Genomic DNA, 24,150 nt, shown 5'->3' with positions numbered 1-24,150 from the left:
ACTAGTGCGGTCCGTGCGGTGCGAACTCGGTACCGCACGGACCCGCCCCCTCGCTCTCCGGCAACGGCACCCGCGCCCCGCTCATCGACAGCGTCCGGTAGTACTGCCCGATCCGCTCGGTGGACGCACCCACGTAGTGCCCGATGAAGGACCGCCGGAACCGGTCGGCCGTACGGTTGGGCCGGGACCCGTGCACCAGGCTGCCGTTGAAGAACAGGACGTCCCCCGGGTTCATGTCGACGGGGACCGCGGCGAGCCCCGGAGGCGGTGCCACGTACTCCCGCGCGAACGACACCTCGGAGTCCGCGAGTTCCGGGCAGAACAGGTCCATCCGGTGCGTGCCCGGGACGACCTCGAGGCCCCCGTTGTCCCGGTCGATCACATCGCAGGCCACCCAGGCCGCGACACAGGTGCCCGGCTCGACGCGCAGATAGAAGTTGTCCTGGTGCAGCGCCTGCCCCCGCGCCCCCGGCGGCTTGAAGTAGAACATGCTCTGCGCGGCCAGCACCTCCTCCCCGAGCAGCGCCTCCAGCACCTCCCGCAGCCGGGCGTCCAGCAGGAACCGCAGCGCGAGGTCGTTGATCTCGTGCGGCTGCATCACGCGCGGATACCTCCGCAGCGGATCCGCCGACTGACTCGGCGCACCCGGCTCGAAGTGCCCCGGCACCGGGCCCCCGGCGTGCAGGGCCGTGAACTCACCGCACAGCCGGTCGATCTCGTCGCGTGCGAACAGCCCCCGGACGACCATGAAGCCGTCCTCCTGGAACTGCCGCACCCCTGTCCCGATGCCCGTGACTGTCATCTGCCCACTCCCCGATCGGATGTGTTCCACTCGTCACGCTAGGCCGCAGCCCGTGCCAGGAGGATGCCCGTGACCGCCGACGGATTGCCCGAGACCGCTGCATCCGGCGACCCCGGCCCGCCACCGGGCCTCGTGGTCGTCGGCTGCTACCACGAACTCCCGGGCTACGCCGTCCAGCGACCGCGCGGCGCCGACAGCTGGCTGTTCACCTGGACGGTCGGCGGCCGGGGCACCCTGCGCCAGGGCCGGACCGAGACCGGGGCGGGCGCCGGGGACCTGGTGGTGCTCGCCCCCGGCACTCCGCACCGCTACGGCGTCCAACAGGGCGCCGCACACTGGGAGTTCTGGTGGGCGCACTGCGGAGCCCGACCGTCCTGGACCGCCTGGCTGGCGCCGCACGGCAGGGGCGACGGCATGTACGTCGTCACCCCGGACCCCGTTGTCACCTTGGACCCCGTCGTCCCCCCGCACCCCGCCGGTGACGGCCCGCACGCCCGCATCGAGGCGGCCTTTTCCCGAATGCTCGCCGACGCCCGCTGGACCGGTACCGGCACCCCGCCCGACACCGCCCCACCCGGCGACCGGGACGCCGTCGCCGTGGCGCACGGCACCACCGCCCGCGAACTCGCCCTGTGCGCTCTGGAGGAGGTCGTCCTGCTCGCCGCCGGCGCCGCGCCCGGGCCCCGGACCGGGACCGGCGTCGACCCTCGGATCCAGCGCGCCCAGGAACTGATCGCGGCCGACCCCGGGGCCCCGCACACGGTCCGGTCGCTCGCCGTCCAGGTCTCGTTGTCACCGTCCCGGTTCGCCCACCTCTTCACCCGGCAACTGGGCCGCTCGCCCATGCGGGCGCTGCGCGAGGCACGCCTCCACCACGCCGCCCGGCTGCTGGAGAGCACCGACCTGTCCGTGGAACGTGTCGCCGCCGCCTCCGGCTTCGCCAGCCCGTTCCACTTCAACCGCGTCTTCCGCGACCGCTACGGCACACCGCCCGGGGCCTACCGGGCGGTACGGCCCAATGGTTGAGGCATGACATCATGGGTGATCCCGGACGTGCGGTGTAGTGGAGGTTCAATGGTTTCCTGGATCTCATCGCGGAGTTAACTGAATCCTGTTTCCAATTGCGAAATCAGGAGAATGGCAATCCTTACGGCGTCGGTGCTGACAAATCGTCTATCTGCGCCGGGCCGGCGGGATGTGGAAAACCGCTAGATCACTTGTTGGACGCCCTTGACCTGTGCAAAGGTGTGCCTTGTCAGCGCACAGACAATGCGCATTCATCCTGTGTGCTCTTGACCCCCTCCGTACGCCCTTCACGCTTCAAAAGAGCTGTCCCAGGCGGACGTACCCATTGGTATGGACTTTATGCAATGCAGCATGCCCTCGGGAGGAAATGCCGCCGTGAATGACGCAGGCCTGTCGAATTCCCCGTCTCCGGTTCGCCCGTACGACGTCACGGACGAGCAGCTGAGCGCCGAGCTCAAGAAGTGGAGCGGCACGACGCCGGCCCTGCAGCCCGTCGGTGAACTCCTCGACCGGCACTGGGAAGCCGCCTTCGCCTACGCGCGGCTGTGCACCGACGGTCCCCGCCCCGCGGGCATGCTCACCACGGCCGCGTTCACCCGCCTCTTCGGTGAATCCCTGCGCCACACCGGGCCGACCGCCGCGTGGCGGCCCCATCTGCTGGTCACCATCCGCCGTATCGCCGCGGAGTGGGACGCCGACGGCCGGCGGGAGATGCTCCACCCCGCGCTGAGAACCGAGGCGGGCGGTGACCGGGCCGCAGCCCGCCTGCTGCCCCCCGCCGAACGACGGCTGCTGTCCGGTGCCTTCCAGCGGCTGCAGCAGTCCGCCCGCTGCCTGCTGTGGCACACCGAGGTGGAGGCCGAACCGATCGGCGCCCCCGCCGCCCTCCTGGGCCTGGACGAGGAGGACGCCCTCGTCGAACTGCGCCGGGCCCGCGAGCGGTTGCGCGAGGAGTGCCTCCAGGTCCACCGTGAACTCGCCCCCGAGCAGGAGTGCCGGCACTACCTGCGGCTGCTCGACGTGACCTTCCGGCGTGGCGGTGTCGACCTCGACCCCGATCTGCGCGAGCACCTGGAGCGGTGCAGGCACTGCATGCACACCGCCGACCAGCTGCACCAGTTCAACGGGCAGCTCGGTCTCGCCCTCGCCGAGGCCGTGCTCGGCTGGGGTGCCGCCGCCTACGTACAGTCACGGATGAACGCGGACGACGCGGGGACGGCGGCGCGCGAGGCCCAACAGCACGCGCCGGCCAGGGCGTTCGTGGGTGAGGCCTTCGGTGCCGCGATGCCCTTCCCCGCGCCGGGCCAGTCCGCCGCTGCCGGCCCCGCTCCCGCCGGCCAGCCGGCCACCGCCCCCCGCTCCCGCGCCCGTGAGCGCTCGGCCTCGCACCGCTCGACCCACAAGGCCGCCCGCAGCACCTCCCGCCGCAACCTCACCGCGGCTGTCCTGACGGTGAGCGGACTCGTCGTCCTTCCCCTGGTCATGTGGTCCTCGTTCCACTCGGACGGCAACGGTCCCGCCGACGCCGCCCCCTCCGAGGTGCCCGGCACCGACACGGCATCTGCGACCGGCGACCCGTCGTGGGCCGGGGCGAGCGAGGCGCGTCAGGGCGACCTGCGGGGCCGCCTGCACAACGTCGAGTCCGGACTCTGCGTCGGCGTCGTCGGCAAGAAGATCGCCCAGGGCGCCGAGACCGCACTCGCCGAGTGCTCCGCGGTCGAGGGCCAGCAGTGGACGTACGAGACCGACGGACTGCTGCGCAGCGCCGCCGACCCCGACCTGTGCCTGGACTCCCGCCTCGGCTTCTCGGTGCGCCTCGCGACCTGCGCGGGCGACACCGCGCCCGACACCAAGGACATCCGCTACGACTTCACCCTCCAGGGCACCCTCGTACCGCGCTGGAACCAGGACCTCGCCCTGACCCCCGCCGCCACCGACGGATCCGGCGCGCTGGTCCTGAAGAACCGGGACGACGGCCCCGCCCAGCGCTGGGTGTTCGACACCTCGAAGCCCGACCCCCAGATGGAAGCGGTCAACTGGGACGCGGACAGCAGCCCCGCACCGACCCCGAAGTCCGCCCCCGCGCCCTCCAGGACGCCGGCACCGGCCCCCACGGCGACCGCCACACCGACGGCCACGCCGACACCGCCGAGCAGCGCGCCCCCCGCCGGCGACTGCGCCACCAACCCGTACTACTGCAACGGGGGCGGCCGGAACGGCGGCGGCTACGGCGGTGGGTACGGCTACCCCGGCGGGTACGGCTATCCCGGTGGCCCCGGGTACGGCGGCGGCTACGGGGGCGGGCGCTGACCCCGCTCAGGCTCCGACGAGCTGAAGCGAGCCCCACAGGGCCACCACCGCGGCGGCCAGCGCGGCCGGCACGGTCAGCAGGCCGAGCCGGGTGAACTCCCCGAGCCCGACCTCGTGGTCGTCGCGGTGCAGGATGCGCCGCCACAGCAGCGTGGCCAGGGACCCGGCGTAGGTGAGGTTCGGGCCGATGTTCACCCCGATCAGCACCGCGAGGACCGCGCCCGGCCCGGCCGCGGCGGTGAGCGGCAGCAGGACCAGGACCGCGGGCAGGTTGTTGATCAGGTTCGCCAGGACGGCGGCCAGCGCGGCTGTTCCCAGCAGCGCGACGATCCCCGTCCCGTCCGGCAGGACGTCGCGCAGGGCGTCGGCGAGGCCGTTGTCGACGACCGCGCGCACCACGACGCCGAGGGCGAGCACGAACGCCAGGAAGGCCGGAGCCGCCGCCCGCACCACCGAGACGGGGGTGGCCTTCCTCCGGACGAGCGCGCGGCCCGCCAGCACGAGCGCTCCCGCGCACGCGACCCAGGCGGGATCGACGCCGAACGCGGAGGCCACCACGAACCCGGCCAGCGTGCAGCCGACGGTGACCAGCGCGAACAGCGGCAGCGCGGGCTCCTCGGACGGCTCGGGGGAGTGGTCGACGACAGTGAGGTCGGTGTCGAAGAAGCGCCGGAACACCGCGTACTCGACGGCGATCGCCGCCAGCCAGGGCAGCGCCATCAGCAGGGCGAACCGGGTGAAGCTCACCCCGCTCGCCTCGAAGGCCAACAGGTTGGTGAGGTTCGACACCGGCAGCAGCAGTGAGGCCGTGTTGGACAGATGCGCACACGCGTAGACGTGCGGCTTCGCGCGGGCGCCCATCCGGGAGGCGGTGACGAGCACCACCGGCGTCAGCAGCACCACGGTGGCGTCCAGGCTCAGCACCGCCGTGATCGCCGACGCCAGCCCGAAGACGCCGGTCAGCAGCCTCCCGGGCGAGCCCGCCGCCCGCCGGGCCAGCCAGGCCCCACAGGCATGGAAGAGCCCCTCGACGTCACAGAAGTGGGCGAGCACCAGCACTGCGGCCAGGAACCCGACCACCGGCCCCAGCCGCTCGGCCTCCGCCCACGCGTGCTCCGGGGTGATCGCCCCGGTCACGATCACGAGCGCCGCCGCCGGGACCGCGACCACCGCCTCCGGCAGGCCGAAGGGGCGCAGAACCGCCCACACGAGCACGGCGACGAGCAGGGCGACGGACAGGGCTTCGGCGAGCGGGGTGTTCAGGGCGAATCCTTCGGGACGTGAGCAGATCGTGCCTGGTCATGAAACCAGGCGGGGGTAAGAAGCCTGCTAATACCCCCGGACGCGACCGCTCAGGCCCCGGTGCCCGGACTGAAGGGGATCAGCCGCACCGACGACTCGTTGCCGGACACCGGGACCTCCCCGGACTTCCACGCCACCTTCAACGGGTCCTCCTCGTCGGGCGGGGTCACCACAAGAGCGGCGGGGGTGGCCGTGTCCGCCCCGCTGACCTCGGGGTTCGCGAAGGACAGCCCGGCCCAGGCGCTCCGGCCCGGCGCCAGCTTCACCATCTCCGGCTCCGTGGCGGAGCGCTGGGGGTCCGGGCCCAGCTGCTTGCCGGACGCGTCGACGAAGGCGGTGCCCGGAAAGCCGTACAGGGTGCAGGTGCGGCTCGACCTGTTCGTCAGCACGACCGGGAAGTTCTCCTGCCCGGCGCCCGGGTTGTTGCGGCCGACGGAGGCGCTCAGCTCGGAGGTGTGGCAGCGGGTGCCACTGACCGGGGAGTGCGGTGCGGACGGGGTGAGGGAGTTGCTCACCGCGTCCGTCGGCACCCCGCTCGGCGCGCTGCTGGTGCCTTCTGTCGCGGTAACGGACGCGGACACGGTGGTGGCGCCGGTCGCGGGCGCCGCCGAGTCGTCGTCGCCGCTGCCGCAGCCCGCCATCAGGCCGAGCATCGCGACCGGCCCGGCGAGCAGTGCCACCCGTCGCACACCGAGGGACCTGTTCGTCATGTCTCCACACTCCCGGTGATTCGCCCACGCGCGCGTACAGCGCCTTGTGCCCCCTCACTGAGGTCCGACGCGGCACGGCCCGCAACGGTTCGCTCACTCCTCGTCGAGGAGGCCGATCTCCGCCCAGATCGTCTTGCCGTCGGGCGTGTGCCGGCTGCCCCAGCGCTGGGTGAGCTGCGCGACCAGGAGCAGTCCCCGGCCGCCCTCGTCCCACGTCTTGGCGCGCCGCAGATGCGGCGCGGTGTGGCTGGTGTCGGAGACCTCGCAGATCAGTGTGGTCGCGTCGTGGATGAGACGCAGCCGGATGGGGTGGGCGCCGTAGCGGATCGCGTTCGTGACCAGCTCGCTGGTGACCAGCTCGGCCGTGAACGACGCCTCGCTCAGGTCCCAGCGGCCCAGCTGCTCCACGACCTGCTTGCGGACGGGCGCCACCAGCGCCGGGTCGGCGGGGATGTCCCAGGTCGCCACCTGCGAGGCGGGCAGCCCCAGGGTGCGGGCCAGCAGCAGTGCCACGTCGTCCGTGGAGCCGCCGGGCGGCAGCAGCGCGTGCAGCACCCGGTCGCAGCTCTCCTCCAGGGAGTCGGAGGGCACGGCCAGGGCCTCGCACAGCAGCGCGTGACTGGCGTCCACGTCCCGTTCCCTGGACTCGACAAGACCGTCCGTGAACAGGGACAGCACGGTCCCCTCGGGCAGGGCCAGCTCGGCGGACTCGAACGGCAGCCCGCCCAGGCCCAGCGCCGGCCCCGCGGGCAGGTCCACCCGGCGTGCCGGCCCGCCCGGCGTCATCATCATGGGCGCCGGATGCCCCGCCCGGGCCAGCGTGCAGCGCCGCGACACCGGGTCGTAGACCGCGTACAGACAGCTGGCCCCGACCTCACCGGGACTGCCGTCGTGCCCGGCCTCTGCGGACAGCCGTACGACGAGGTCGTCGAGGTGGGTGAGCAGCTCGTCCGGGGCCAGGTCGATGTCGGCGAGCGTGCGGACGGCGGTGCGCAGCCGGCCCATCGTCGCCGAGGCCTGGATGCCGTGCCCGATCACGTCCCCGACGACCATCGCGACCCGCATGCCCGACAGCGGGATCACGTCGAACCAGTCGCCGCCCACCCCGGCCCGCGCGGCCGGAAGATAGCGGGAGGCCGCCTCCACGGCGGCGGTGCGCGGCAGGGAGCGGGGCAGCAGACTGCGCTGCAGGGCGAGGGCGGTCTCGCGCTCGCGGGAGAAGCGGCGGGCGTTGTCGATGCAGACCGCGGCCCGCGCGGTGATCTCCTCGGCCAGCAGCACGTCATCCGGGGTGAAGGGGTCGGGCCGGCGGTAGCGGGTGAGGACCGCGACCCCGAGGGTCTGGCCGCGGGCCTGGATCGGTACGGACATCGTGGAGTGGACGCCGAACTCCTTGACCCGTTCGCCGCGGGTTCTGTTCCAGTTGAGCCACTGGTCCAGGCGCCCGGACGCCACCGTGGCGACGATGGTGCGGCCCGCCACCAGAGAGTCGGCCTGCGGCGAGGTGGCGGGATACACCTCGGTGTGCCCGGGCTTCACCACGGCCATCGGATTGCCGGGATCCACGGAATGGTGGGCGGCGCGGCGCAGTTCGACCGGTGCCGCGAGCTCGGTCGGGGCCTCGCCGCTCTCCTCGGGGTCCAGCAGGTCGACGCTCACGAAGTCGGCGAGCGACGGGATGCACACGTCCGCCAGTTCCTGGGCCGTACGGGTGACGTCGAGGGTGGTGCCGATCCGCACGCTCGCCTCGTTGACCAGCTGGAGCCGCTCCCGGGCGAGGTAGTGCTCGGTGAAGTCGTGTCCGGTCAGACAGGCTCCCCGCACCCGTCCCGAACCGTCGGTGAGCGGCGCGATGCGAGTCAGCATCCCGGCCGCGCGGTTGAGGCCGCTGGGACGGACGTACCCCTCGATGTCGCGTGCCCGTCCGGTGGCGAGCACCTCGGCGAGGAGTTCCTCGATCTCCGCGTTCTCCGGGCGGACGCCGATGTCGGTGATCCTCAGTCCCCTGACCTCGTGGTCGGGCAGGTCGATCAACTCGGCCATCCGGTCGTTGATCCACCGCAGGCGCAGCCGCTCGTCGCAGACCAGCATGGGACAGGGAGACTGGTTCAGCGCGGCCGCCGTCACCACGTCGTCCGGCGGATCGAGCTCCGTGTGGTCGGGCCGGACGACGACACGCCAGGCGGCCCGGTCCCCTCGCGGCGGCCTGCGCAGGGCGAGCAGGTGGGCGGAGACCGTGCGACCGTCCCGGTGCCGCAGCGTGAGATCGCCGCTCCAGCGCGGGCCGGCGAGGGCGGCCAGGGCATCCGGCTCGGCCAGCAGGGCCGCGGCGGGGCGGCCCAGCACCTCGTGGGCCTCGTACCCCAGCAGCCGCCGGGCACCGACGCCCCATCGGGCCACGGCGCCCCGGTCGTCGATGACGGCCCGAGCGGTCGAGGCATCGTCGAACGGATCCACCGGCCTCATCGTCGCCACTCCATCACGCCTACGCACAGTGATCAGATGCGTAAATGGAGTCCCAGCCTAGTGCGTCCCGCCCGCCGGTGAACGCCGATCCCACCTGTCCGAGACGGTGGCGCGCGGAGGCGAACGGGCCGTCCGGGGGGACGCCCAGGACAGAAGGCGCTTTCCGAACCCTTGACGGACCTGAGTGGCGCGTCGTCAGATTCTGTGTGTTCACGATCAGTTGTGAGTACTTCTGGGCCCTGATGAGGGAGAGCCGCCATGACCGTCACTCGCAGATCGGTTCTGCTCGCTTCCACGGCCGCCCCGGCCGCGGGCGCGCTTCTGGCCACCCCGGTGGCCCAGGCCGCCGAGTCCGCCGGGAACGCGTACGGCCGCCGTACGGTCGCACTGCGCGACGGCTGGCGCTTCGCGCTCGTCAATCCGGGCGGGATCACCGATCCGACGGGGGAGTACACGGACGCCGCGGCCCCGGGATACGACGACTCGGAATGGCGTGAGATCGCTGTCCCGCACGACTGGAGCATCGAACTCGCCCCGACCACACAGAACGGCACCACCAGCGGAACCGGATTCTTTCCCGGCGGCCTGGGCTGGTACCGCCTCGCCCTCACCCTGCCGCCCGCCCTCGCAGGCAAGCGGATCTCGGTGGAGTTCGACGGCGTCTACATGGACTCCTACGTCTACTGCAACGGCACCGAAGTGGGCCGCCACCCCTACGGCTACACGGGGTTCGCCCTCGACCTCACCGACCTGCTGCACACCGACGGCACCACCGAGAACGTGATCGCGGTCAAGGTGCAGAACCGGCTCCCCAGCAGCCGCTGGTACTCGGGCAGCGGCATCTACCGCGAGGCACGCCTGGTCGTCACCGAGGCGGTGCACGTGGAGCGCTGGGGCACCCGCGTCACGACCCCGGAGATCACCCGGGAGCGGGGCCTGGTCCGGGTGGCGACGTCCGTGGTGAACGCGTCCGGCACCGCCGCCGACATCGAGGTCGTCACCCGGATCCTCGATCCCCGCGGCCGTACGGTCGCCCGCACGTCCTCCACGGTCGCCGTCACCGACAAGGCCACCGAGACCCACGAACTGACGGTCCGCGAGCCGAAGCTGTGGGATCTCGAGACACCGCACCACCGCTACACCGTGCGGACCGAGCTGCGGGCCGGCGGCACCACGACCGACACCTACAGCACCGCCTTCGGCTTCCGTACCTTCCGCTTCGACCCGGACGAGGGCTTCCACCTCAACGGCACCCATCACAAGATCAAGGGCGTCGACCTCCACCACGACCTGGGCGCCCTCGGCGCGGCCGTCAGCATCGACGCGATCCGCCGGCAGCTGACCATCATGAAGTCGATGGGCGTCAACGCCTTCCGCACCTCCCACAACCCGCCCTCCCCGGAGATGATCCAGGTCTGCGAGGAACTGGGCATCGTCATGCTCGTGGAGGCCTTCGACTGCTGGAAGACCCCCAAGACCCGCTACGACTACGGCCGGTTCTTCGACGAGTGGTGCGAGCGGGACGCGACCGAGATGGTCCTGGCGGCCCGCAACTCGCCCGCGGTGCTGCTGTGGTCGATCGGCAACGAGATCCCCGACTCCACGTCGACGGCCGGGCTCGCCATGGCCGACCGGATCATCGCCGCGATCAGGGCCGTGGACGACACCCGCCCGCTGATCATCGGTTCCGACAAGTACCGCCGCCTGCCCGCCAAGGGTTCGGCGGCCGATCTGATGCTGGCCAAGCTGGACGGCCTCGGCCTGAACTACAACACCGCCAAGTCGGTGGACCAACTGCACGCCGCCTACCCGCACCTCTTCCTCTTCGAGTCCGAGTCGTCCTCCGAGACCTCGACGCGGGGCGCCTACCAGGAGCCCGAGCACCTCAACACCGGCGAGAACCACACCCCCGGCAGGCGGGAGACCTCGTCCTACGACAACAACCTCGCCTCCTGGACCATGAGCGGCGAGTACGGCCACAAGAAGGACCGGGACCGCAAGTGGTTCGCCGGGCAGTTCCTCTGGTCCGGCATCGACTACATCGGCGAGCCCACGCCGTACGACGTCTTCCCGGTGAAGGCGTCCTTCTTCGGGGCGGTCGACACGGCCGGCTTCCCGAAGGACATGTACCACCTCTTCCGCAGCCAGTGGACCGACGAGCCGATGGTCCACCTGGTGCCGATGACCTGGAACCACGAGAAGGGCGACACGGTCGAGGTGTGGGCGTACGCCAACGTCCCCGAGGTGGAGCTGTTCCTCAACGGCAGGTCCCTCGGCACCCGGACCTTCGACACCAAGAAGACCACCGACGGCCGGGTGTACCTGGAGACCACGCAAGCCACCGGCGACGACAAGACCTTCACCGACGGCCCCTACCCCGGCAGCTACACCAGCCCGAACGGCAGCGCGGGCAAGCTTCATCTGACGTGGCAAGTGCCGTATGCGCCGGGCGAGTTGAAGGCGGTGGCGAGGCGGAACGGCAGGACCGTCGCCACCGACGTACTGCGCACGGCGGGCCGGCCCCACGCCGTACGTCTCACCGCCGACCGCACGTCGCTCGCCGCGGACGGCCGTTCACTGGTCTTCGTCACCGCCGACGTCGTCGACGCCCGTGGAGTGGTCGTGCCCGATGCCGAGCACCTGATCTCCTTCGCGGTCACCGGCGGCTCGCTCGCCGGGCTCGACAACGGCCGCCAGGAGAGTGCCGAGCGCTATCAGGCGAGCACCCGCACCGCCTTCCACGGCAAGGCCCTCGCGATCGTGCGGGCCGGAACGGAGCCGGGAGTGCTGAAGGTGACGGCGAGCGCGGAGGGGCTGCGGGCGGGTACCGCGAAGGTGCGCACCACCCGGTCCCGGTCGGCCGCCCTCACCGAACCGGCCGCCTTCACCCCCGATCATCCGGCGCCTCTCAACTACCCGTACGCGGACGCCAGTTACTCCGGCCGACCGGACACCCTCCCGGCCGCGATGCTCGACGGCGACCCCGCCACCGGCTGGTCCAACGCCTTCAGCAAGGCCGCCACCGCCCTGCTGCCGGCCTTCGGCGGCGCGAGGGCCGAGGACTGGGTCTCGGTCGACTTCGGACGGACCCGCACCTTCGACCGGGCGGAGATCTCCTTCACGGTGAGCGCGACCCACAGTCTGCCCGCGGCGGTGGCGGCCGCGGTGTGGGACGGGCAGCGGTATGTGCCCGTCAAGGGCGCCTCCGTCGCCTGGGCCACCGCTTCCGACGAGCCGAGCGTGATCAGCTTCGGTGCCGTCCGCGGCTCGCGGCTCCGGCTCACGCTGACCAGCGCCTATCCGGGCGAGAGCAGGGGAGCGGTACGCATCAGCAAGCTGGCGGTCCCGGGGAGCTGACCCGCACCGGCAGCGGTCCGGACGGGAAACCAGTCCCGTCCGGACCGTTGACGAGGTGTCATGCCTGCAACAAACATGGCCTGCGACCGTCAGTTGGGAGCGCTCCCATTTTGGGCGCCGCCCGTACCTCCCCCGAGGAGTCCGGACGTGAACAGACGCAGAACCGCCCTGTTGTCCCTGACCGCGCTGCTGGGAGCGGCACTTGTCGCCTCGCCCGTGTCTCCGGCCGCCGCCGACGAGGTGGAGCAGCTCAAGAACGGCACCTTCGACACCACCACCGCGCCCTGGTGGACGACGAGCAACGTCACCGCGGAGGTGTCCGACGGACAGCTCTGCGCGGACGTGCCCGGCGGCACCGCCAACCGCTGGGACGCCGCCGTCGGCCAGAACGACGTCACCCTGGTGAAGGGCGAGTCGTACAAGTTCTCCTTCACCGCGAAGGGTTCGCCCGAAGGACACGTTCTGCGGGCGATCGTGGGGCTGCAGGTGGCGCCCTACGACACGTACTTCGAGGTGAGCCCGCAGCTGAGCGTCTCCGGGAACTCCTACTCCTACACCTTCACCTCGCCCGTCGACACCGCCCAGGGCCAGGTCGGCCTCCAACTAGGCGGCAGCGCCGACCCGTTCCGCTTCTGCATGGACAACGCGTCCCTGCTGGGCGGGGTCCCGCCGGAGGTGTACGAGCCCGATACCGGGCCGCGCGTGCGCGTCAACCAGGTCGCCTATCTGCCCGCAGGGCCGAAGAACGCCACCCTGGTCACCGACGCGACGACAAAGCTGCCCTGGCAGCTCAAGAGCGCCTCCGGGGCCGTCGTCGCCCACGGCTGGACCCTGCCGCGCGGCATCGACGCCTCCTCCGGGCAGAACGTCCACTCGATCGACTTCGGCGCCTACAAGAAGCGCGGCGAGGGCCTCACCCTCGTCGCGGACGGCGAGACCAGCCGCCCCTTCGACATCGGCACGCGCGCCTACGAGCAGCTCCGCCTCGACGCCGCGAAGTACTACTACACCCAGCGCAGCGGCATCGCGATCCGCGACGACCTGCGCCCGGGCTACGGCCGCGCCGCCGGTCACGTGAACGTGGCCCCCAACCAGGGCGACAAGAACGTGCCCTGCCAGCCCGGCGTGTGCGACTACACCCTCGACGTCTCCGGCGGCTGGTACGACGCCGGAGACCACGGCAAGTACGTCGTCAACGGCGGCATCTCCACCTGGGAGGTGCTGAGCACGTACGAACGCGAACTGCTGGCCCGCACCGGGCAGCCCGACAGGCTCGGCGACGGCACCCTGACCATCCCCGAGAGCGGCAACAAGGTGCCCGACATCCTCGACGAGGCCCGCTGGGAGCTGGAGTTCCTGCTGAAGATGCAGGTGCCGGACGGGCAGCCGCTGGCCGGGATGGCCCACCACAAGATCCACGACGAGCAGTGGACCGGCCTGCCGCTGCTGCCGAGCGACGACCCGCAGAAGCGTGAACTGCACCCGGCGTCCACCGCGGCGACCCTGAACCTGGCCGCGACCGCCGCGCAGGCGGCCCGCCTGTACAAGCCGTACGACAAGGCGTTCGCGGCGAAGGCCCTGGCGGCCGCCCGCAAGGCCTGGACCGCGGCACTCGCCCACCCCGACCTGTACGCCTCGGAGAGCGACGGCACCGGAGGCGGCACCTACGCCGACAACAACGTCACCGACGAGTTCTACTGGGCCGCGGCCGAGCTGTACCTCACCACGGGGGAGAAGGCGTTCCAGGACCACGTGCTCGCCTCACCCGTCCACACCGCCGACATCTTCACTCCCGTCGGCTACGACTGGGCCCGCACCGCCGCCGCGGCCCGTCTCGACCTGGCGACCGTGCCGAGCAAGCTGCCCGGCCGCGACAAGGTCCGGCAGTCCGTCGTCAAGGGCGCCGACCGCTACCTGGCCACCCTGAAGGCCCACCCGTACGGCCTGCCGTACGCCCCGGAGGGCAACCTCTACGACTGGGGATCCAACCACCAGATCCTGCACAACGGGATCGTCATCGCCACCGCCTATGACATCACCGGCGCCACGAAGTACCGGGACGGCGCTCTCCAGGGCATCGACTACATCTTCGGCCGCAACGCGCTGAACATCTCCTACGTCACCGGCTACGGCGAGGTCAACTCACACAACCAGCACGCCCGTTGGTACGCCCACCAGCTCGACCCGAACATGCCCAACCCGCCGAAGGGCACCCTCGCGGGCGGGGCGAACTCGGGCATCCAGGACCCCTACGCACAGAGCAAACTCCAGGGCTGCGTGGGCCAGTTCTGCTACATCGACGACATCCAGTCCTGGTCGACCAACGAACACACCATCAACTGGAACTCCGCTCTGACCCGGATGGCGTCCTTCGTGGCGGATCAAGACTGACCCTCGCAGGCTCCACCAGCTCACCGGGCCGTTCGTGCGCGGTGAGCGTGTGGAGTTCGGTCTGATCGAGCGGCTGGTGCACCTCGACGTACTCACCGTGCGGCAGCCGCTTGATCACACCGGTCTCCCGGCCGTGCAACACCAGCTCCCGGTCCCGGAGTTGCAGGCCCAGGCAGATGCGCCGGGTGGCGACGAAGACGACCACCGGGACGACGAACATCCCGATCCGCACGGCCCAGGTCACCGTGTTGATCGACAGATGGAGCCGGGTCGCCACGATGTCGTTGCCGCCGCCCGCGAGCAGGATCAGATACAGGCTGATCCAGGAGGCGCCGATCGCCGTACGGACCGGTCGGTTGCGCGGGCGGTCCAGGAGGTGGTGCTCACGCCGGTCCTTGGTGAACCGGGCCTCCAGGAACGGATACACGCCGATGAAGACGAGGAGGAGGGGGAAGACCACGACCGGGATCAGGACCCCGAGGACCAGCGTGTGGCCCCACAGGGTGACCTCCCAGCCCGGCATCACCCGCACCAGCCCCTCCGCGAACCCCAGGTACCAGTCGGGCTGGGCGCCGGTGGAGACCTGGTCGGCGCGGTAGGGGCCGTACGACCAGACCGGGTTGACGGACGCCACCGCCGCGATGAGCGTGAGCGCCCCGAACACCAGGAAGAAGAAGCCGCCCGCCTTCGCCAGGTACACCGGGAAGAACGGTGTGCCGACGACGTTGCGTTCGGTCTTTCCGGGGCCCGCGAACTGGGTGTGCTTGTGGTACACGACCAGGATGAGATGGGCCACCACGAGGGCCGCCATGATGCCGGGGATCACCAGGATGTGCAGCGAGTAGAAGCGGGCCACGATGTCATGGCCGGGGAACTCGCCGCCGAACAGGAACAGCGCGAGATACGTCCCCACGATCGGCACCGACACGGTGGCGCCGTAGACGAACCTCATGCCCGTGCCCGACAGCAGGTCGTCCGGCAGCGAGTAGCCGAAGAGGCCCTCGAACAGGCCGAGGAACAGCAGCGCCCAGCCGAACAGCCAGTTCACCTCGCGCGGCTTGCGGAACGAGCCGGTGAAGAAGTGCCGCATCATGTGGGTGAGCATCGCGGCGACGAAGATCAGCGCCGACCAGTGGTGCAGCTGCCGGATCAGCAGTCCGCCGCGCACGTCGAAGCTGATGTCCAGCGTCGAGGCGTACGCCTCCGACATGCGCACGCCGTTCAGCGGCGTGTAACTGCCGTGGTACGTCACCTCGTTCATCGACGGATGGAAGAACAGCGTCAGCCACACCCCGGTGAGGATCAGCACGACGAAGCTGTACAGACAGATCTCGCCGAGCAGGAAGGACCAGTGGTCCGGGAAGACCTTGCGCAGGTACTTCGCGCCCAGCGTGCGGGTGCCGAGCCGTCCGTCGAGCCAGCCGGACAGCCGCTCGCCCTTCCCCGGCCCGGCCGGGAGTTCCGTGCGCGTCACGCCTCCTCCTTCTGCACATGCGTGAGCTTGTCGGGATTGCTGACGACGTAGAGGGCCGAGACCTGGTCGCCGTCCGGGGTGAGGTCCAGGACGATCACCGCGTACGGCGCGTCGTCCTGGAACAGCACGGCCGCGTCGTCGCCGTTGACCCGGCGGTGGCGCAGCTCCAGCGGGTGTGCCTGCGCCGAGCCCCGCTTCGCGTAACCGCTGAGCAGCCGTACGGCCTTGTCGCGGCCGTGCACCGGGCGCAGCGCCGACGGCCGGCGCTTGCCGCCGCCGTCCGTCCACACCGTCACGTCCGGCGCGAGGATCTCCATCAGCTCCGCGATGTCCCCGCCGACGGCCGCCCGTACGAAACGTTCCGTCGCTTCCCGGCGGACCCGGGGATGCGCCTCGTACAGCGGACGGCGGGCATGCACATGGGCCCGCGCGCGGTGCGCCACCTGCCGTACGGCGGCCGGGGTGCGGTCCAGGATCTCCGCGATCTCGGTGTGGGCGTACCCGAACACCTCGTGCAGCACGAACACCGCGCGTTCCAGCGGGGACAACGACTCCAGGACCACCAGCATCGCCAGCGACACGGACTCGGTCCGCAGCGCGGGGTCGTCGGCGCCGTCCTCCCCGGCGACCAGCGGCTCGGGCAGCCACGGGCCGACATAGGTCTCCCGGCGACGGCTGACCACGGCCCGCCGTTGGAGCGCGTGGTTGACGGCGATCCGGACCAGATAGGCCCGGGGGTTGTCGACCCCGTCCACGCCCCGGCGCGACCACGACAGCCAGGTGTCCTGGAGGACGTCCTCGGTGTCGGCGACGCTGCCCAGCATGTTGTAGACGACGCCGAACAACAGCTCCCGGTGCTCGACGAAGACACCGGTCGCCGCCTCGGTGTCGGGAAGGGGGATCTCGGACATCGCGTGTGGCCTCCCAGTAGCGCGCTCACTACTGCGAGGCGGTCGGGCCCCGGAATGTGACATCGGGCGGCCCAATGTGACCTACGCCTCACCGAGGTGGTCCGTGCCGGTACTGATCGGGACTGCGACCGGGCCGGGCCGGCCCCGTGGACATCGACGATTGGGACGAGTGCCGTCGGTGTTCCGGCAGCGTTTGGTCACGTTTCCGAGCACGTGCTGCCATGGTTCCCGCACCGCTTGGAGGTCGCCCCGTCGAAGCCCAGCCGTGTGCTAGGACGCGTCGTGGAACACGATTCCGAGCGCGTGCCGGCGGCCGGAGCGCACGATGCTCACCCCGTGCCGCATCGCCCCGGCCGACCAGCCGCGCTTCGTGCGTACCGGCCGTTCACGGGTAGTGAAGACCACGCCGTGGCCCCGCGGGAGGACGGTCGCCGTGCCCTGTGACTGGGCGCGCGGGCGCTGCTCGACCATCAGGAACTCGCCGCCGGTGTAGTCGGTGCCGTACTCGTCCAGGCCCACCACCACCTGGAGCGGGAAGACGAGGTCGCCGAAGACGTCCCGGTGCAGCGCGTTCCAGTCGCCCTCGGTGTAGCGCAGCAGGATCTGCGCCGAGCGGTCCTGTCCGGCCGCGTGACAGCGCTCCAGCCACTCCTCGAGGGAGTCCGGCCAGGGTGCCGGGCGTCCGAGACGGGCCGCCCAGTCGCGCGCGACAGGTAGCAGGCGGGGGTAGAGCGCGGCGCGCAGGGCGGCGACGGGGGCGGGCAGGTCGTGCGTGAAGTAGCGGTACTGGCCTGATCCGAAGCGGTGGCGTGCCATGTCCACGGTGGTCCGGAACAGCTCCGGGTTCTCGTACAGCGCCGTCAGGTCCCGGCACTCGTCCGGCGTCAGCAGCGGCGCCGTCGGCGCGCAGCCGTGCGTGTCCAACTCGGCGGTGAGCGCGGCCCAGTCGGTCTCGGCGGCCCGGGCGGCGGCCGTGCCGGGGGTGAGCATCATGTCGATTCCTTCTCTCCTTCTCTCCTTTGAGTGTGGAACGTCGCGCACCGTCGGTCCGGCGGGAATCGGACACGGTGCTTCGGGCATGGCAGGTACCGGTTTACATCCCGTGTGACCTGCGCTTATTTACGGCCGAGTACCCGAGCGGTACCATGGAGGCATGCCAGCTCTCAACGTGGAGTTCAGCGATCGCGAGCTAGAGGACCTGCGGCAGATCGCCAAGGAGCGAGGTACGTCGATGAAGGCCCTCGTACGGGAGGCCGCCGCGGCCGACATCGCCCGGCACCGGGCCCTGCAGGAAGGCGCGGAAGCGTTCCGGCGGTTCTTCTCCGCCCATGCCGACGAGTTCGCCGCCGCCTTCCCCGAGGACGAACCGGCGGGCAAGGGTGCGGGGCGGGTCGGCTGACCGATGGCTTCCGTGGTTCACATCGACGTGCCCTGGCTGCTCCAGCGGCACGAAGAGGTTCTGCCCGACCAGCCCACGATCAACGACTTCTCGGCCCTCGTCGCCGCCGTCGCCCGGCACCGCGTCGACCCGCCTCGCCTGGGCGTCGACTCCGACCCGGCCTGGCGCGCCGCCGCCCTCCTGCACACCCTGGCCCTGCTCAAGCCCTTACCGGCGGCCAACGCCCGCTTCGCCTGCGCCACAGCCGTGGCCTACATGTTCGTCAGCGGCGTCGGCATCGACCCGCCCTACGGCGCCCTCGTCGACCTCGCCCGCGACCTGATCTCCGGCAAGACCGACGTGTACGGCGCGGCCGACCGGCTGCGCTCCTGGCAGATCTGAGGCCGCCGACCGTCCCGCCCCGGGGCCGCCGACCGAGGGCGGGAGGAACGGGGTCGGCGGCCGGGGTTTCGCGCGGAAGAGCCGCCGTCCCACGCGGGGCCTCCCGGAGGGGCCGTCTCCACTGGACCACCGGTCACCGGGCGGGGGGAGCGTGCGTGGCGCTCCGGCGCGTGCGCGGGTTTCACACGGGGCGCATGGAATGTCGAAAGCCGGTGCGAGGGGACGCAGTTGCGGTTCCCCCGGATTGTCTTTCCATTGACGCTGATGTTGCCCAAGTGCCTTGTTGGCCGTGAGTGACGTGTGCAAGGGTGAACCCCCTGTGTGGGGGCAAGGGCCGGGTCGCATTCGTCCCGTGGGGAACCGGGGTGAAGGGGCGTCGGCGAATTCGTGCTTCCCACGCCCGCGCCCAAAAGGGACGCCCTTCGGCACTCCTTTTCGGCGCGAGAACTTCTGTGAGTCCCATGTCCGTGGGAAGGAAACCCGCTCAGTGCCAACCCCCCACCCACCGCTCCCTCCTTACCCGCCGCCCGGCGGTGCCTCCTCGGAATCCGACGAGGATCTCGCCGCCCGGCTCAGGGGCCGTCCCGACGGCGAGGCCGCCCAGGCCGTCGCGCTGCTCATGGCGCGCCACTGGAAACCGGCGCACGAATACGCGGTCATCTGCCTCGCCTCCCCGACCGAGACCGCCTCCATGGTGGCCGCGGCCGCCTTTCACCAGGTCCTGGACCGGCTCGCGCTCGGCGAACAGGCCCTCGCGCTGCGCCCCAGAACCCTCGTGGCCGTGCGGGACACGGTCAGGGAGTGGACGACCGAGGACCGGACAACCGCTGTTCTGCCGGACCTGATGAAGCCGAACGGCGGCCGTGGCATGCGGGCCGCGAAGTCCATGACCCCCGAAAACCGCAAGCTCGCCGAGCGGTCATTCCAGTCCCTTCCCGGACTCGCCCGCTGCCTGCTGTGGCACACCGAGGTGGAGGCGGAGTCGATTGCCGTGCCCGCCGCACTCCTCGGCATGGATACCGACACGGCGTCGGCCGCGCTCGAACAGGCGCGTGAAAAATTCCGTGAGGGATGTGTACATGCCCATCGGGAACTCGCGCCGACGAAGGATTGCCGCTTCTACAACCGTCTCCTCGACGTTCCGATTCGCCGCGGCGGAGCCCTGCTGCCCGATGTCCAGCAGCATCTCGCGGAGTGCCGCTACTGCCGTTCCGCCGCGGAACAACTGAGCCATTTCGAGGGCGGCCTGGGCATACTGATCGCCGAGGCGGTGCTCGGCTGGGGCGCCCGCCGCTATCTCGAACTGCGCGCCGGGCGTACGCCCCCGACGGCGGCCCGCGGCCGGGGCGCCGGCCGGCACGGCGCGGGACGCCGCCGTATCCTCGCCCGCATCCCGACTCCCGGCCGCCGCGCTCCCGGCGAGGGCGGCGGCCTGCGCTCCTCACGGACGCTGCTCACCGGGGTCGGCCTCACCTCCGCCGGACTCCTCGCGGCCATGCTCGCCACCGGCCTGTGGTCGCACGACGGCGGCGCCGACCCGGCCGCCTCCACCAGCGCCACCGGCAGCGGTACGGCCCCCGGCGCCGGCACCCCGGGCACCGCCCAGCTGCCCACCGCACCGGCGGTGACCCGGCTGCGCAACGCCGCCGCCGACCTCTGCCTCGACATCCGGGGCACGGTGAAGGCGGGCGCGGCCACCGAACTCGCCGCCTGCTCGACCGAGCGGACCCAGCAGTGGTCGTACGGGGAGGACGGGCTGCTGCGCAGCGAGGCGGACATCGAGCTGTGCCTGGACTCGCACGTGGACGCCGGTGTGGTCATCCTCGGCACCTGCGCCGACGAGAAGGCCGAGCGGGCCGGCGACGTGCGCTACGACCTCACCGTGCAGGGGGAGTTACTGCCCCGCTGGGACGAGCAGCTCGCCCTCGCCCCCACCGCCGAGGCCCCGGGCGCCGATGTCGTCGTCAAGGTCCGTGACCGCTCGGACCAGCAGCGCTGGCTGACCGACGCGGCCGCCGGCGCCAGTCCCGGCTCGCTGTCGGTCACCGGGAGCGAGGCCCCGCAGGCCCGGCCCGCGGGTCTCACGGACCGGATCTAGGGACCGGGGAGGCCTCCGCTCACGGAGGTCTCCCCTCAGGCGGGGCCCTCCACGAGGTCGTCGGGGCCGACCGTGGCCGGGCTCGCGTGGCCCGAGAGGGCGAGCGTGAGGTCCAACTCCGCGAGCAGACAGCGGATCACGTGCTCGACGCCCGCCTGCCCGTCGAGGCCGAGGCCGTAGACGTACGGGCGTCCGAGGAGCACCGCGCGGGCGCCGAGCGCGAGGGCCTTGAAGACGTCGTCGCCGGTGCGGACACCGCTGTCGAAGAGCACGGTCAGCCGGTCGCCGACCGCCTCCACCACCCCCGGCAGCGCGTCGGCCGCCGCGACGGCCCCGGCGACCTGACGGCCGCCGTGGTTGGAGACCACGACCCCGTCCATCCCGGCGTCGGCGGCGAGGCGGGCGTCGTCGGGGTGCAGGACGCCCTTGAGGACGATCGGCCCGTCCCAGTTCTCCCGCAGGAGGGCAAGGTCGGGCCAGGTTTTGCCGGGATCCGCGAACAAGCCGACGAAGTGCAGCACGGCCGCGTTCGGGTCCTCGTGCACCGGCTTGGCCAGGCCCGCCCGGAAGGCCGGGTCGGAGAAGTAGTTGGCGGTGCCGACGCCGTGCAGGAACGGCAGGTACGCCTGGTCGAGATCGCGGGGCCGCCAGGACAGCAACGGCGTGTCCAGGGTGACGACCAGGGCCGTGAACCCGGCCGCCTTCGCCCGGTTCAGGAAGCTCAGCGCCACCTGCGGGTCCTTCGGCCAGTACAGCTGGAACCAGCGCTCGGCGTCCCCCATCGCCTCGGCGACCTGCTCCATCGGTGTGCTGGAGGCGGACGACAGGATGTACGGCACGCCCTGTGCCGCCGCCGCCCGGGCCGCCGCCGGTTCCGCGTCGGGGTGCATGATCGACAGGACGCCGACCGGCGCCAGCGCCAGCGGCGCGGGCAGGGCACGCCCCAACACCTCGACGGACAGGTCGCGTTCATGGACGTCCCGCAGCATGCGCGGGACGATCCGGCGCCGCTCGAGAGCCGCCCGGTTCGCCCGGGCCGTACTGCCGTCGCCCGCGCTGCCCGCCACATAGCCCACCGGTCCCGGACCGAGGCGCTGCTCGGTGAGCTCCTCCAGCCGGGTCAGGTCGGTGGGCAGCCGGGGCACCGCACCCGACATCCCGTTCAGATAGATCTCGTACTGGAAGTCCGCCCAGTGCTCGGCCATCCGTCGGAACCGCCTCTCGTCGTCGGGTGGGCCGACGATATCCGCAGGCGGGTGCCGGTCAGGCGGGGGTGGCCGCCGCATGCTCGGCGAGGATCCGGGCCAGCTCCCGTGGCCGGGAGAACATCGGCCAGTGGCCGGTGTCCATCTCGACCAGTTCCCAGCGCTCGCTCTTCAGCAGTTCCGCCACCACGGGCATGGGTTCCTCGTCGTCGAGGAGGCACTTGATGTAGGTCGCCGGAAGCTCGCCCAATGGACGGGTGAGGACGGCGGGTTCGGTGAGCGTCGCGCCCGGGTGCGGGGACGAGCGGTCGATGATCCGGGCGATCTGCTCGTCCGTCAGCCCCTGGCCGGCGTAGTAGTCGGCGCCCACCAGCGGCCAGAAGCCGTCGTTGTCCTCGATCTCCTTGCGGACATGGTCACTTGGCCACCCCGACAGGAACGACTCCCCGTCGACGGGCACGCCGGAGTCCACGAACACCACCCGCGCGAGCCGGTCACCGATCCGCTCGGCCGCCTGGCCCACGGGTATCCCCGCGTAGCTGTGCCCGACGAGCACGACCTCGCGCAGGTCCAGCCGCTCGACCTCGTCGACGATGTCCCGCACATGGGTCTGCTGTCCCGCCGGGACCCCCCGCTTCTCCGCGAGGCCCGACAAGGTCAGCGGATGGGCCTGGTGCCCGGCCGCGCGCAGCTCGGCCGCGACCTCGTCCCACGCCGACGCTCCGAGTCTTGCTCCTGCCACCAGCACGAAATGAGTCATGCCCGCAACGTAGCCGACGGCACCGACAACGCCCTCCCGCGGTGCGCGAACCGGAACGTCCGCCTCGCCGACGGCGGTTGAAGACCTGGAGCGCGTCCGTGCTATCCCTCTTCCGGGTCCCCGGTGGCGGAACCGGCCACCCCCTCGGTGTCCGGCCCCCGCTCCCGCACCCGCTGGACGTGTTCCAGGGACTCCCGCAGCTCGGCGAGCCAGTCGTCGGTGTGCCGCTGGACCAGCCGGACGCACCAGGCGAGCGCGTCACTGCGACTGCGGGCGACCCCGCCGGCGATGAGGGTGTCCAGGACCTGGCGCTCGGGCTGGCGCAGCCGGGTCATCACGGGCGCGGCCACATGCGTGAACAGGGCCCGCTCACCGTCGCACTCCACGCCCCAGGAGACCTTGCGGCGGAACGCGTGCTCGGCCTCGCGGGCGACCTCGACGCGCTCTTCCCGGGTGCGTTCCCGGAACTCCTGGATCCGGCCCTGCACGGCCGCCTCCCGCTCGGCGGCCGAGACGTCCCCGCTGAGCCGGGGGCCGGGGATGCGGCCGATCACGGTGATCTCCTCGCGGTCGACCACCACCTCGACCAGGGCCTCGAAGAGGTCGTCGGGCAACCGGCCGGTGAACCAGCCGCGCAGCTTCTCTCGCTGTTCGTCGGTAATCATGTAATGACGATTACTCGCCTGCTTCATGAACGCAAGAGGTCGCGACAGAGTGCGCCGACGGCTGAAGCGGAATGTTTCAGGCCTATTGCCGAGAGGGGGTAATCAGGCCATCCGGCCGGATCGGGCGATCAAGAACCGCGCGGTTAAAGGGTTCAGTTGTTCGGATGATGTGACTTCACGCCACTGATTCAACACGCAAGGTTACTGAAAGCTGTGGGGTCGATGTGAAGTTGCGGCCAGGACTCGGCAGACTCGCGCTCGCCGCTCCGGCACCGACCGAGTCGGAGGGCACACCCTCGAATCCAGCGGAAGGATGCACACAATGCGGAACACCGCGCGCTGGGCAGCGACCCTCGGCCTCACGGCCACCGCCGTCTGCGGACCCCTGACCGGGGCCGCCCTCGCCGAACCGGCCGCCGCCTCAAGCCTCTACGCCCCCTCGGCGCTCGTGCTCACCCTCGGGCACGGGGAGAGCGCCGCCACCGTCACCCCTGAGCGTGCCGTGACCTTGACCTGTGCCCCGACCTCCTCGGGCACCCATCCGGCCGCGGCCCAGGCCTGCGCCGAACTGCGCGCGGCACAAGGGGACTTCGACGCTCTCGGGGCCGGATCGGACGCCCTGTGCACCAGGGAGTACAACCCCGTGGTGGTCACGGTCGACGGCGTCTGGCGGGGCAAGCGCGTCTCCTACGAGCGCACCTTCGCCAACGAGTGCGTGAAGAACTCTGACGGGACGAGCGTCTTCGCGTTCTGAGAGACCGGGATCGCGGGGGACCCCGTGACCTGCCCGAGGGGCCGGTGGCTGGGGAGTGCCGCCCCTCTCACGGAACCCCGTGATCCCGCACCGAGGGCCGGCGGACGGAGTGGGGCCGTCCGCCGGCCCCCTCGGTCAC

The 24,150-nt window shown here is 71.4% G+C and carries 18 protein-coding genes; 8 read left to right on the top strand and 10 right to left on the bottom strand.

What is annotated here, in order from left to right:
• Position 1: 1 nt before the first annotated feature.
• Positions 2-802 carry a phytanoyl-CoA dioxygenase family protein gene (locus ACGFWE_RS02735; RefSeq protein WP_393597350.1) on the bottom strand — a complete coding sequence of 267 codons (801 nt, stop codon included), beginning with the start codon at positions 800-802 and terminating at the stop codon, positions 2-4.
• Positions 803-871: 69 nt separating this feature from the next.
• On the opposite strand from ACGFWE_RS02735, the gene ACGFWE_RS02730 reads away from it, so the two are divergent.
• Complete coding sequence (locus ACGFWE_RS02730; protein WP_393597348.1) at positions 872-1,828, top strand: helix-turn-helix domain-containing protein; 957 nt, start codon at positions 872-874, stop codon at positions 1,826-1,828.
• Between the two features lie 375 nt (positions 1,829-2,203).
• On the top strand, positions 2,204-4,138 hold the full coding sequence (locus ACGFWE_RS02725) for a ricin-type beta-trefoil lectin domain protein (RefSeq protein ID WP_393597346.1): 1,935 nt from the start codon (positions 2,204-2,206) through the stop codon (positions 4,136-4,138).
• A gap of 6 nt (positions 4,139-4,144) precedes the next feature.
• On the opposite strand, the gene ACGFWE_RS02720 is transcribed toward ACGFWE_RS02725, so the two are convergent.
• The 3 genes from ACGFWE_RS02720 to ACGFWE_RS02710 form a co-directional block, all read right to left on the bottom strand.
• Positions 4,145-5,401: an SLC13 family permease gene (locus ACGFWE_RS02720; RefSeq protein ID WP_393598913.1), complete on the bottom strand. Its 1,257-nt coding sequence runs from the start codon at positions 5,399-5,401 to the stop codon at positions 4,145-4,147.
• Positions 5,402-5,490: 89 nt separating this feature from the next.
• Positions 5,491-6,150 (bottom strand): DUF4232 domain-containing protein, encoded by a 660-nt coding sequence (locus ACGFWE_RS02715; RefSeq protein WP_393597344.1) that lies wholly within the window; start codon positions 6,148-6,150, stop codon positions 5,491-5,493.
• Positions 6,151-6,243: 93 nt separating this feature from the next.
• The gene (locus ACGFWE_RS02710) at positions 6,244-8,616 is read right to left on the bottom strand and encodes a SpoIIE family protein phosphatase (protein WP_393597342.1); all 2,373 of its coding nucleotides are present in this window, start codon (positions 8,614-8,616) and stop codon (positions 6,244-6,246) included.
• A gap of 258 nt (positions 8,617-8,874) precedes the next feature.
• On the opposite strand from ACGFWE_RS02710, the gene ACGFWE_RS02705 reads away from it, so the two are divergent.
• Positions 8,875-11,973 (top strand): glycoside hydrolase family 2 TIM barrel-domain containing protein, encoded by a 3,099-nt coding sequence (locus ACGFWE_RS02705; RefSeq protein WP_393597340.1) that lies wholly within the window; start codon positions 8,875-8,877, stop codon positions 11,971-11,973.
• A 147-nt stretch (positions 11,974-12,120) separates the two neighbouring features.
• Entirely contained in the window at positions 12,121-14,364 is a 2,244-nt protein-coding gene (locus ACGFWE_RS02700) for a glycoside hydrolase family 9 protein (RefSeq protein WP_393597338.1), read from the top strand.
• Here ACGFWE_RS02700 and ACGFWE_RS02695 read toward each other — a convergent pair.
• The 3 genes from ACGFWE_RS02695 to ACGFWE_RS02685 form a co-directional block, all read right to left on the bottom strand.
• Positions 14,309-15,838 carry a cytochrome bc complex cytochrome b subunit gene (locus tag ACGFWE_RS02695; RefSeq protein ID WP_393597336.1) on the bottom strand — a complete coding sequence of 510 codons (1,530 nt, stop codon included), beginning with the start codon at positions 15,836-15,838 and terminating at the stop codon, positions 14,309-14,311. The two genes, ACGFWE_RS02700 and ACGFWE_RS02695, sit on opposite strands and share 56 nt — an antisense overlap.
• Positions 15,835-16,749, bottom strand: a complete 915-nt coding sequence (sigJ, locus tag ACGFWE_RS02690) for an RNA polymerase sigma factor SigJ (RefSeq protein ID WP_352384873.1) — start codon at positions 16,747-16,749, stop codon at positions 15,835-15,837. Before sigJ ends, ACGFWE_RS02695 begins: the two co-directional genes overlap by 4 nt.
• A gap of 270 nt (positions 16,750-17,019) precedes the next feature.
• On the bottom strand, positions 17,020-17,742 hold the full coding sequence (locus ACGFWE_RS02685) for a 2OG-Fe(II) oxygenase (protein WP_393597334.1): 723 nt from the start codon (positions 17,740-17,742) through the stop codon (positions 17,020-17,022).
• Between the two features lie 160 nt (positions 17,743-17,902).
• Here ACGFWE_RS02685 and ACGFWE_RS02680 point away from each other — a divergent pair, with 160 nt between their 5' ends.
• The 3 genes from ACGFWE_RS02680 (at position 17,903) to ACGFWE_RS02670 (ending at position 20,627) form a co-directional block, all read left to right on the top strand.
• Entirely contained in the window at positions 17,903-18,148 is a 246-nt protein-coding gene (locus ACGFWE_RS02680) for a hypothetical protein (RefSeq protein WP_352384876.1), read from the top strand.
• Positions 18,149-18,151: 3 nt separating this feature from the next.
• Positions 18,152-18,529 carry a hypothetical protein gene (locus tag ACGFWE_RS02675; protein ID WP_059194623.1) on the top strand — a complete coding sequence of 126 codons (378 nt, stop codon included), beginning with the start codon at positions 18,152-18,154 and terminating at the stop codon, positions 18,527-18,529.
• A gap of 487 nt (positions 18,530-19,016) precedes the next feature.
• Positions 19,017-20,627: an RICIN domain-containing protein gene (locus tag ACGFWE_RS02670; protein WP_393597331.1), complete on the top strand. Its 1,611-nt coding sequence runs from the start codon at positions 19,017-19,019 to the stop codon at positions 20,625-20,627.
• A 35-nt stretch (positions 20,628-20,662) separates the two neighbouring features.
• On the opposite strand, the gene ACGFWE_RS02665 is transcribed toward ACGFWE_RS02670, so the two are convergent.
• The 3 genes from ACGFWE_RS02665 to ACGFWE_RS02655 form a co-directional block, all read right to left on the bottom strand.
• Entirely contained in the window at positions 20,663-21,832 is a 1,170-nt protein-coding gene (locus tag ACGFWE_RS02665) for a lactate 2-monooxygenase (protein WP_393597329.1), read from the bottom strand.
• Between the two features lie 58 nt (positions 21,833-21,890).
• Positions 21,891-22,592 carry an alpha/beta fold hydrolase gene (locus ACGFWE_RS02660; protein ID WP_393597327.1) on the bottom strand — a complete coding sequence of 234 codons (702 nt, stop codon included), beginning with the start codon at positions 22,590-22,592 and terminating at the stop codon, positions 21,891-21,893.
• Between the two features lie 101 nt (positions 22,593-22,693).
• Positions 22,694-23,257, bottom strand: a complete 564-nt coding sequence (locus ACGFWE_RS02655; RefSeq protein ID WP_352384884.1) for a hypothetical protein — start codon at positions 23,255-23,257, stop codon at positions 22,694-22,696.
• 322 nt (positions 23,258-23,579) lie between these two features.
• On the opposite strand from ACGFWE_RS02655, the gene ACGFWE_RS02650 reads away from it, so the two are divergent.
• A complete protein-coding gene (locus tag ACGFWE_RS02650; RefSeq protein WP_352384885.1) occupies positions 23,580-24,011 on the top strand; it encodes a protease inhibitor in 432 nt (143 codons plus the stop codon).
• Positions 24,012-24,150 lie beyond the last annotated feature (139 nt).

Source organism: Streptomyces sp. NPDC048523 (assembly GCF_043199815.1).
Taxonomy (GTDB): Bacteria; Actinomycetota; Actinomycetes; order Streptomycetales; family Streptomycetaceae; genus Streptomyces.
The sequence above is the reverse complement of the archived record's forward strand: the minus strand, read 5'-3'. Positions and strand labels throughout refer to the sequence as shown.

Bases quoted from the DNA above. Each gene is read 5' to 3' on its own strand.
- ACGFWE_RS02735 (WP_393597350.1), bottom strand. From the start codon at position 802: ATGACAGTCACGGGCATCGGGACAGGGGTGCGGCAGTTCCAGGAGGAC.
- ACGFWE_RS02665 (WP_393597329.1), bottom strand. From the start codon at position 21,832: ATGGCCGAGCACTGGGCGGACTTCCAGTACGAGATCTATCTGAACGGG.
- ACGFWE_RS02655 (WP_352384884.1), bottom strand. From the start codon at position 23,257: ATGATTACCGACGAACAGCGAGAGAAGCTGCGCGGCTGGTTCACCGGC.
- ACGFWE_RS02680 (WP_352384876.1), top strand. From the start codon at position 17,903: ATGCCAGCTCTCAACGTGGAGTTCAGCGATCGCGAGCTAGAGGACCTG.
- ACGFWE_RS02685 (WP_393597334.1), bottom strand. From the start codon at position 17,742: ATGATGCTCACCCCCGGCACGGCCGCCGCCCGGGCCGCCGAGACCGAC.
- ACGFWE_RS02660 (WP_393597327.1), bottom strand. From the start codon at position 22,592: ATGACTCATTTCGTGCTGGTGGCAGGAGCAAGACTCGGAGCGTCGGCG.
- sigJ (WP_352384873.1), bottom strand. From the start codon at position 16,749: ATGTCCGAGATCCCCCTTCCCGACACCGAGGCGGCGACCGGTGTCTTC.
- ACGFWE_RS02710 (WP_393597342.1), bottom strand. From the start codon at position 8,616: ATGAGGCCGGTGGATCCGTTCGACGATGCCTCGACCGCTCGGGCCGTC.
- ACGFWE_RS02715 (WP_393597344.1), bottom strand. From the start codon at position 6,150: ATGACGAACAGGTCCCTCGGTGTGCGACGGGTGGCACTGCTCGCCGGG.
- ACGFWE_RS02650 (WP_352384885.1), top strand. From the start codon at position 23,580: ATGCGGAACACCGCGCGCTGGGCAGCGACCCTCGGCCTCACGGCCACC.
- ACGFWE_RS02675 (WP_059194623.1), top strand. From the start codon at position 18,152: ATGGCTTCCGTGGTTCACATCGACGTGCCCTGGCTGCTCCAGCGGCAC.
- ACGFWE_RS02705 (WP_393597340.1), top strand. From the start codon at position 8,875: ATGACCGTCACTCGCAGATCGGTTCTGCTCGCTTCCACGGCCGCCCCG.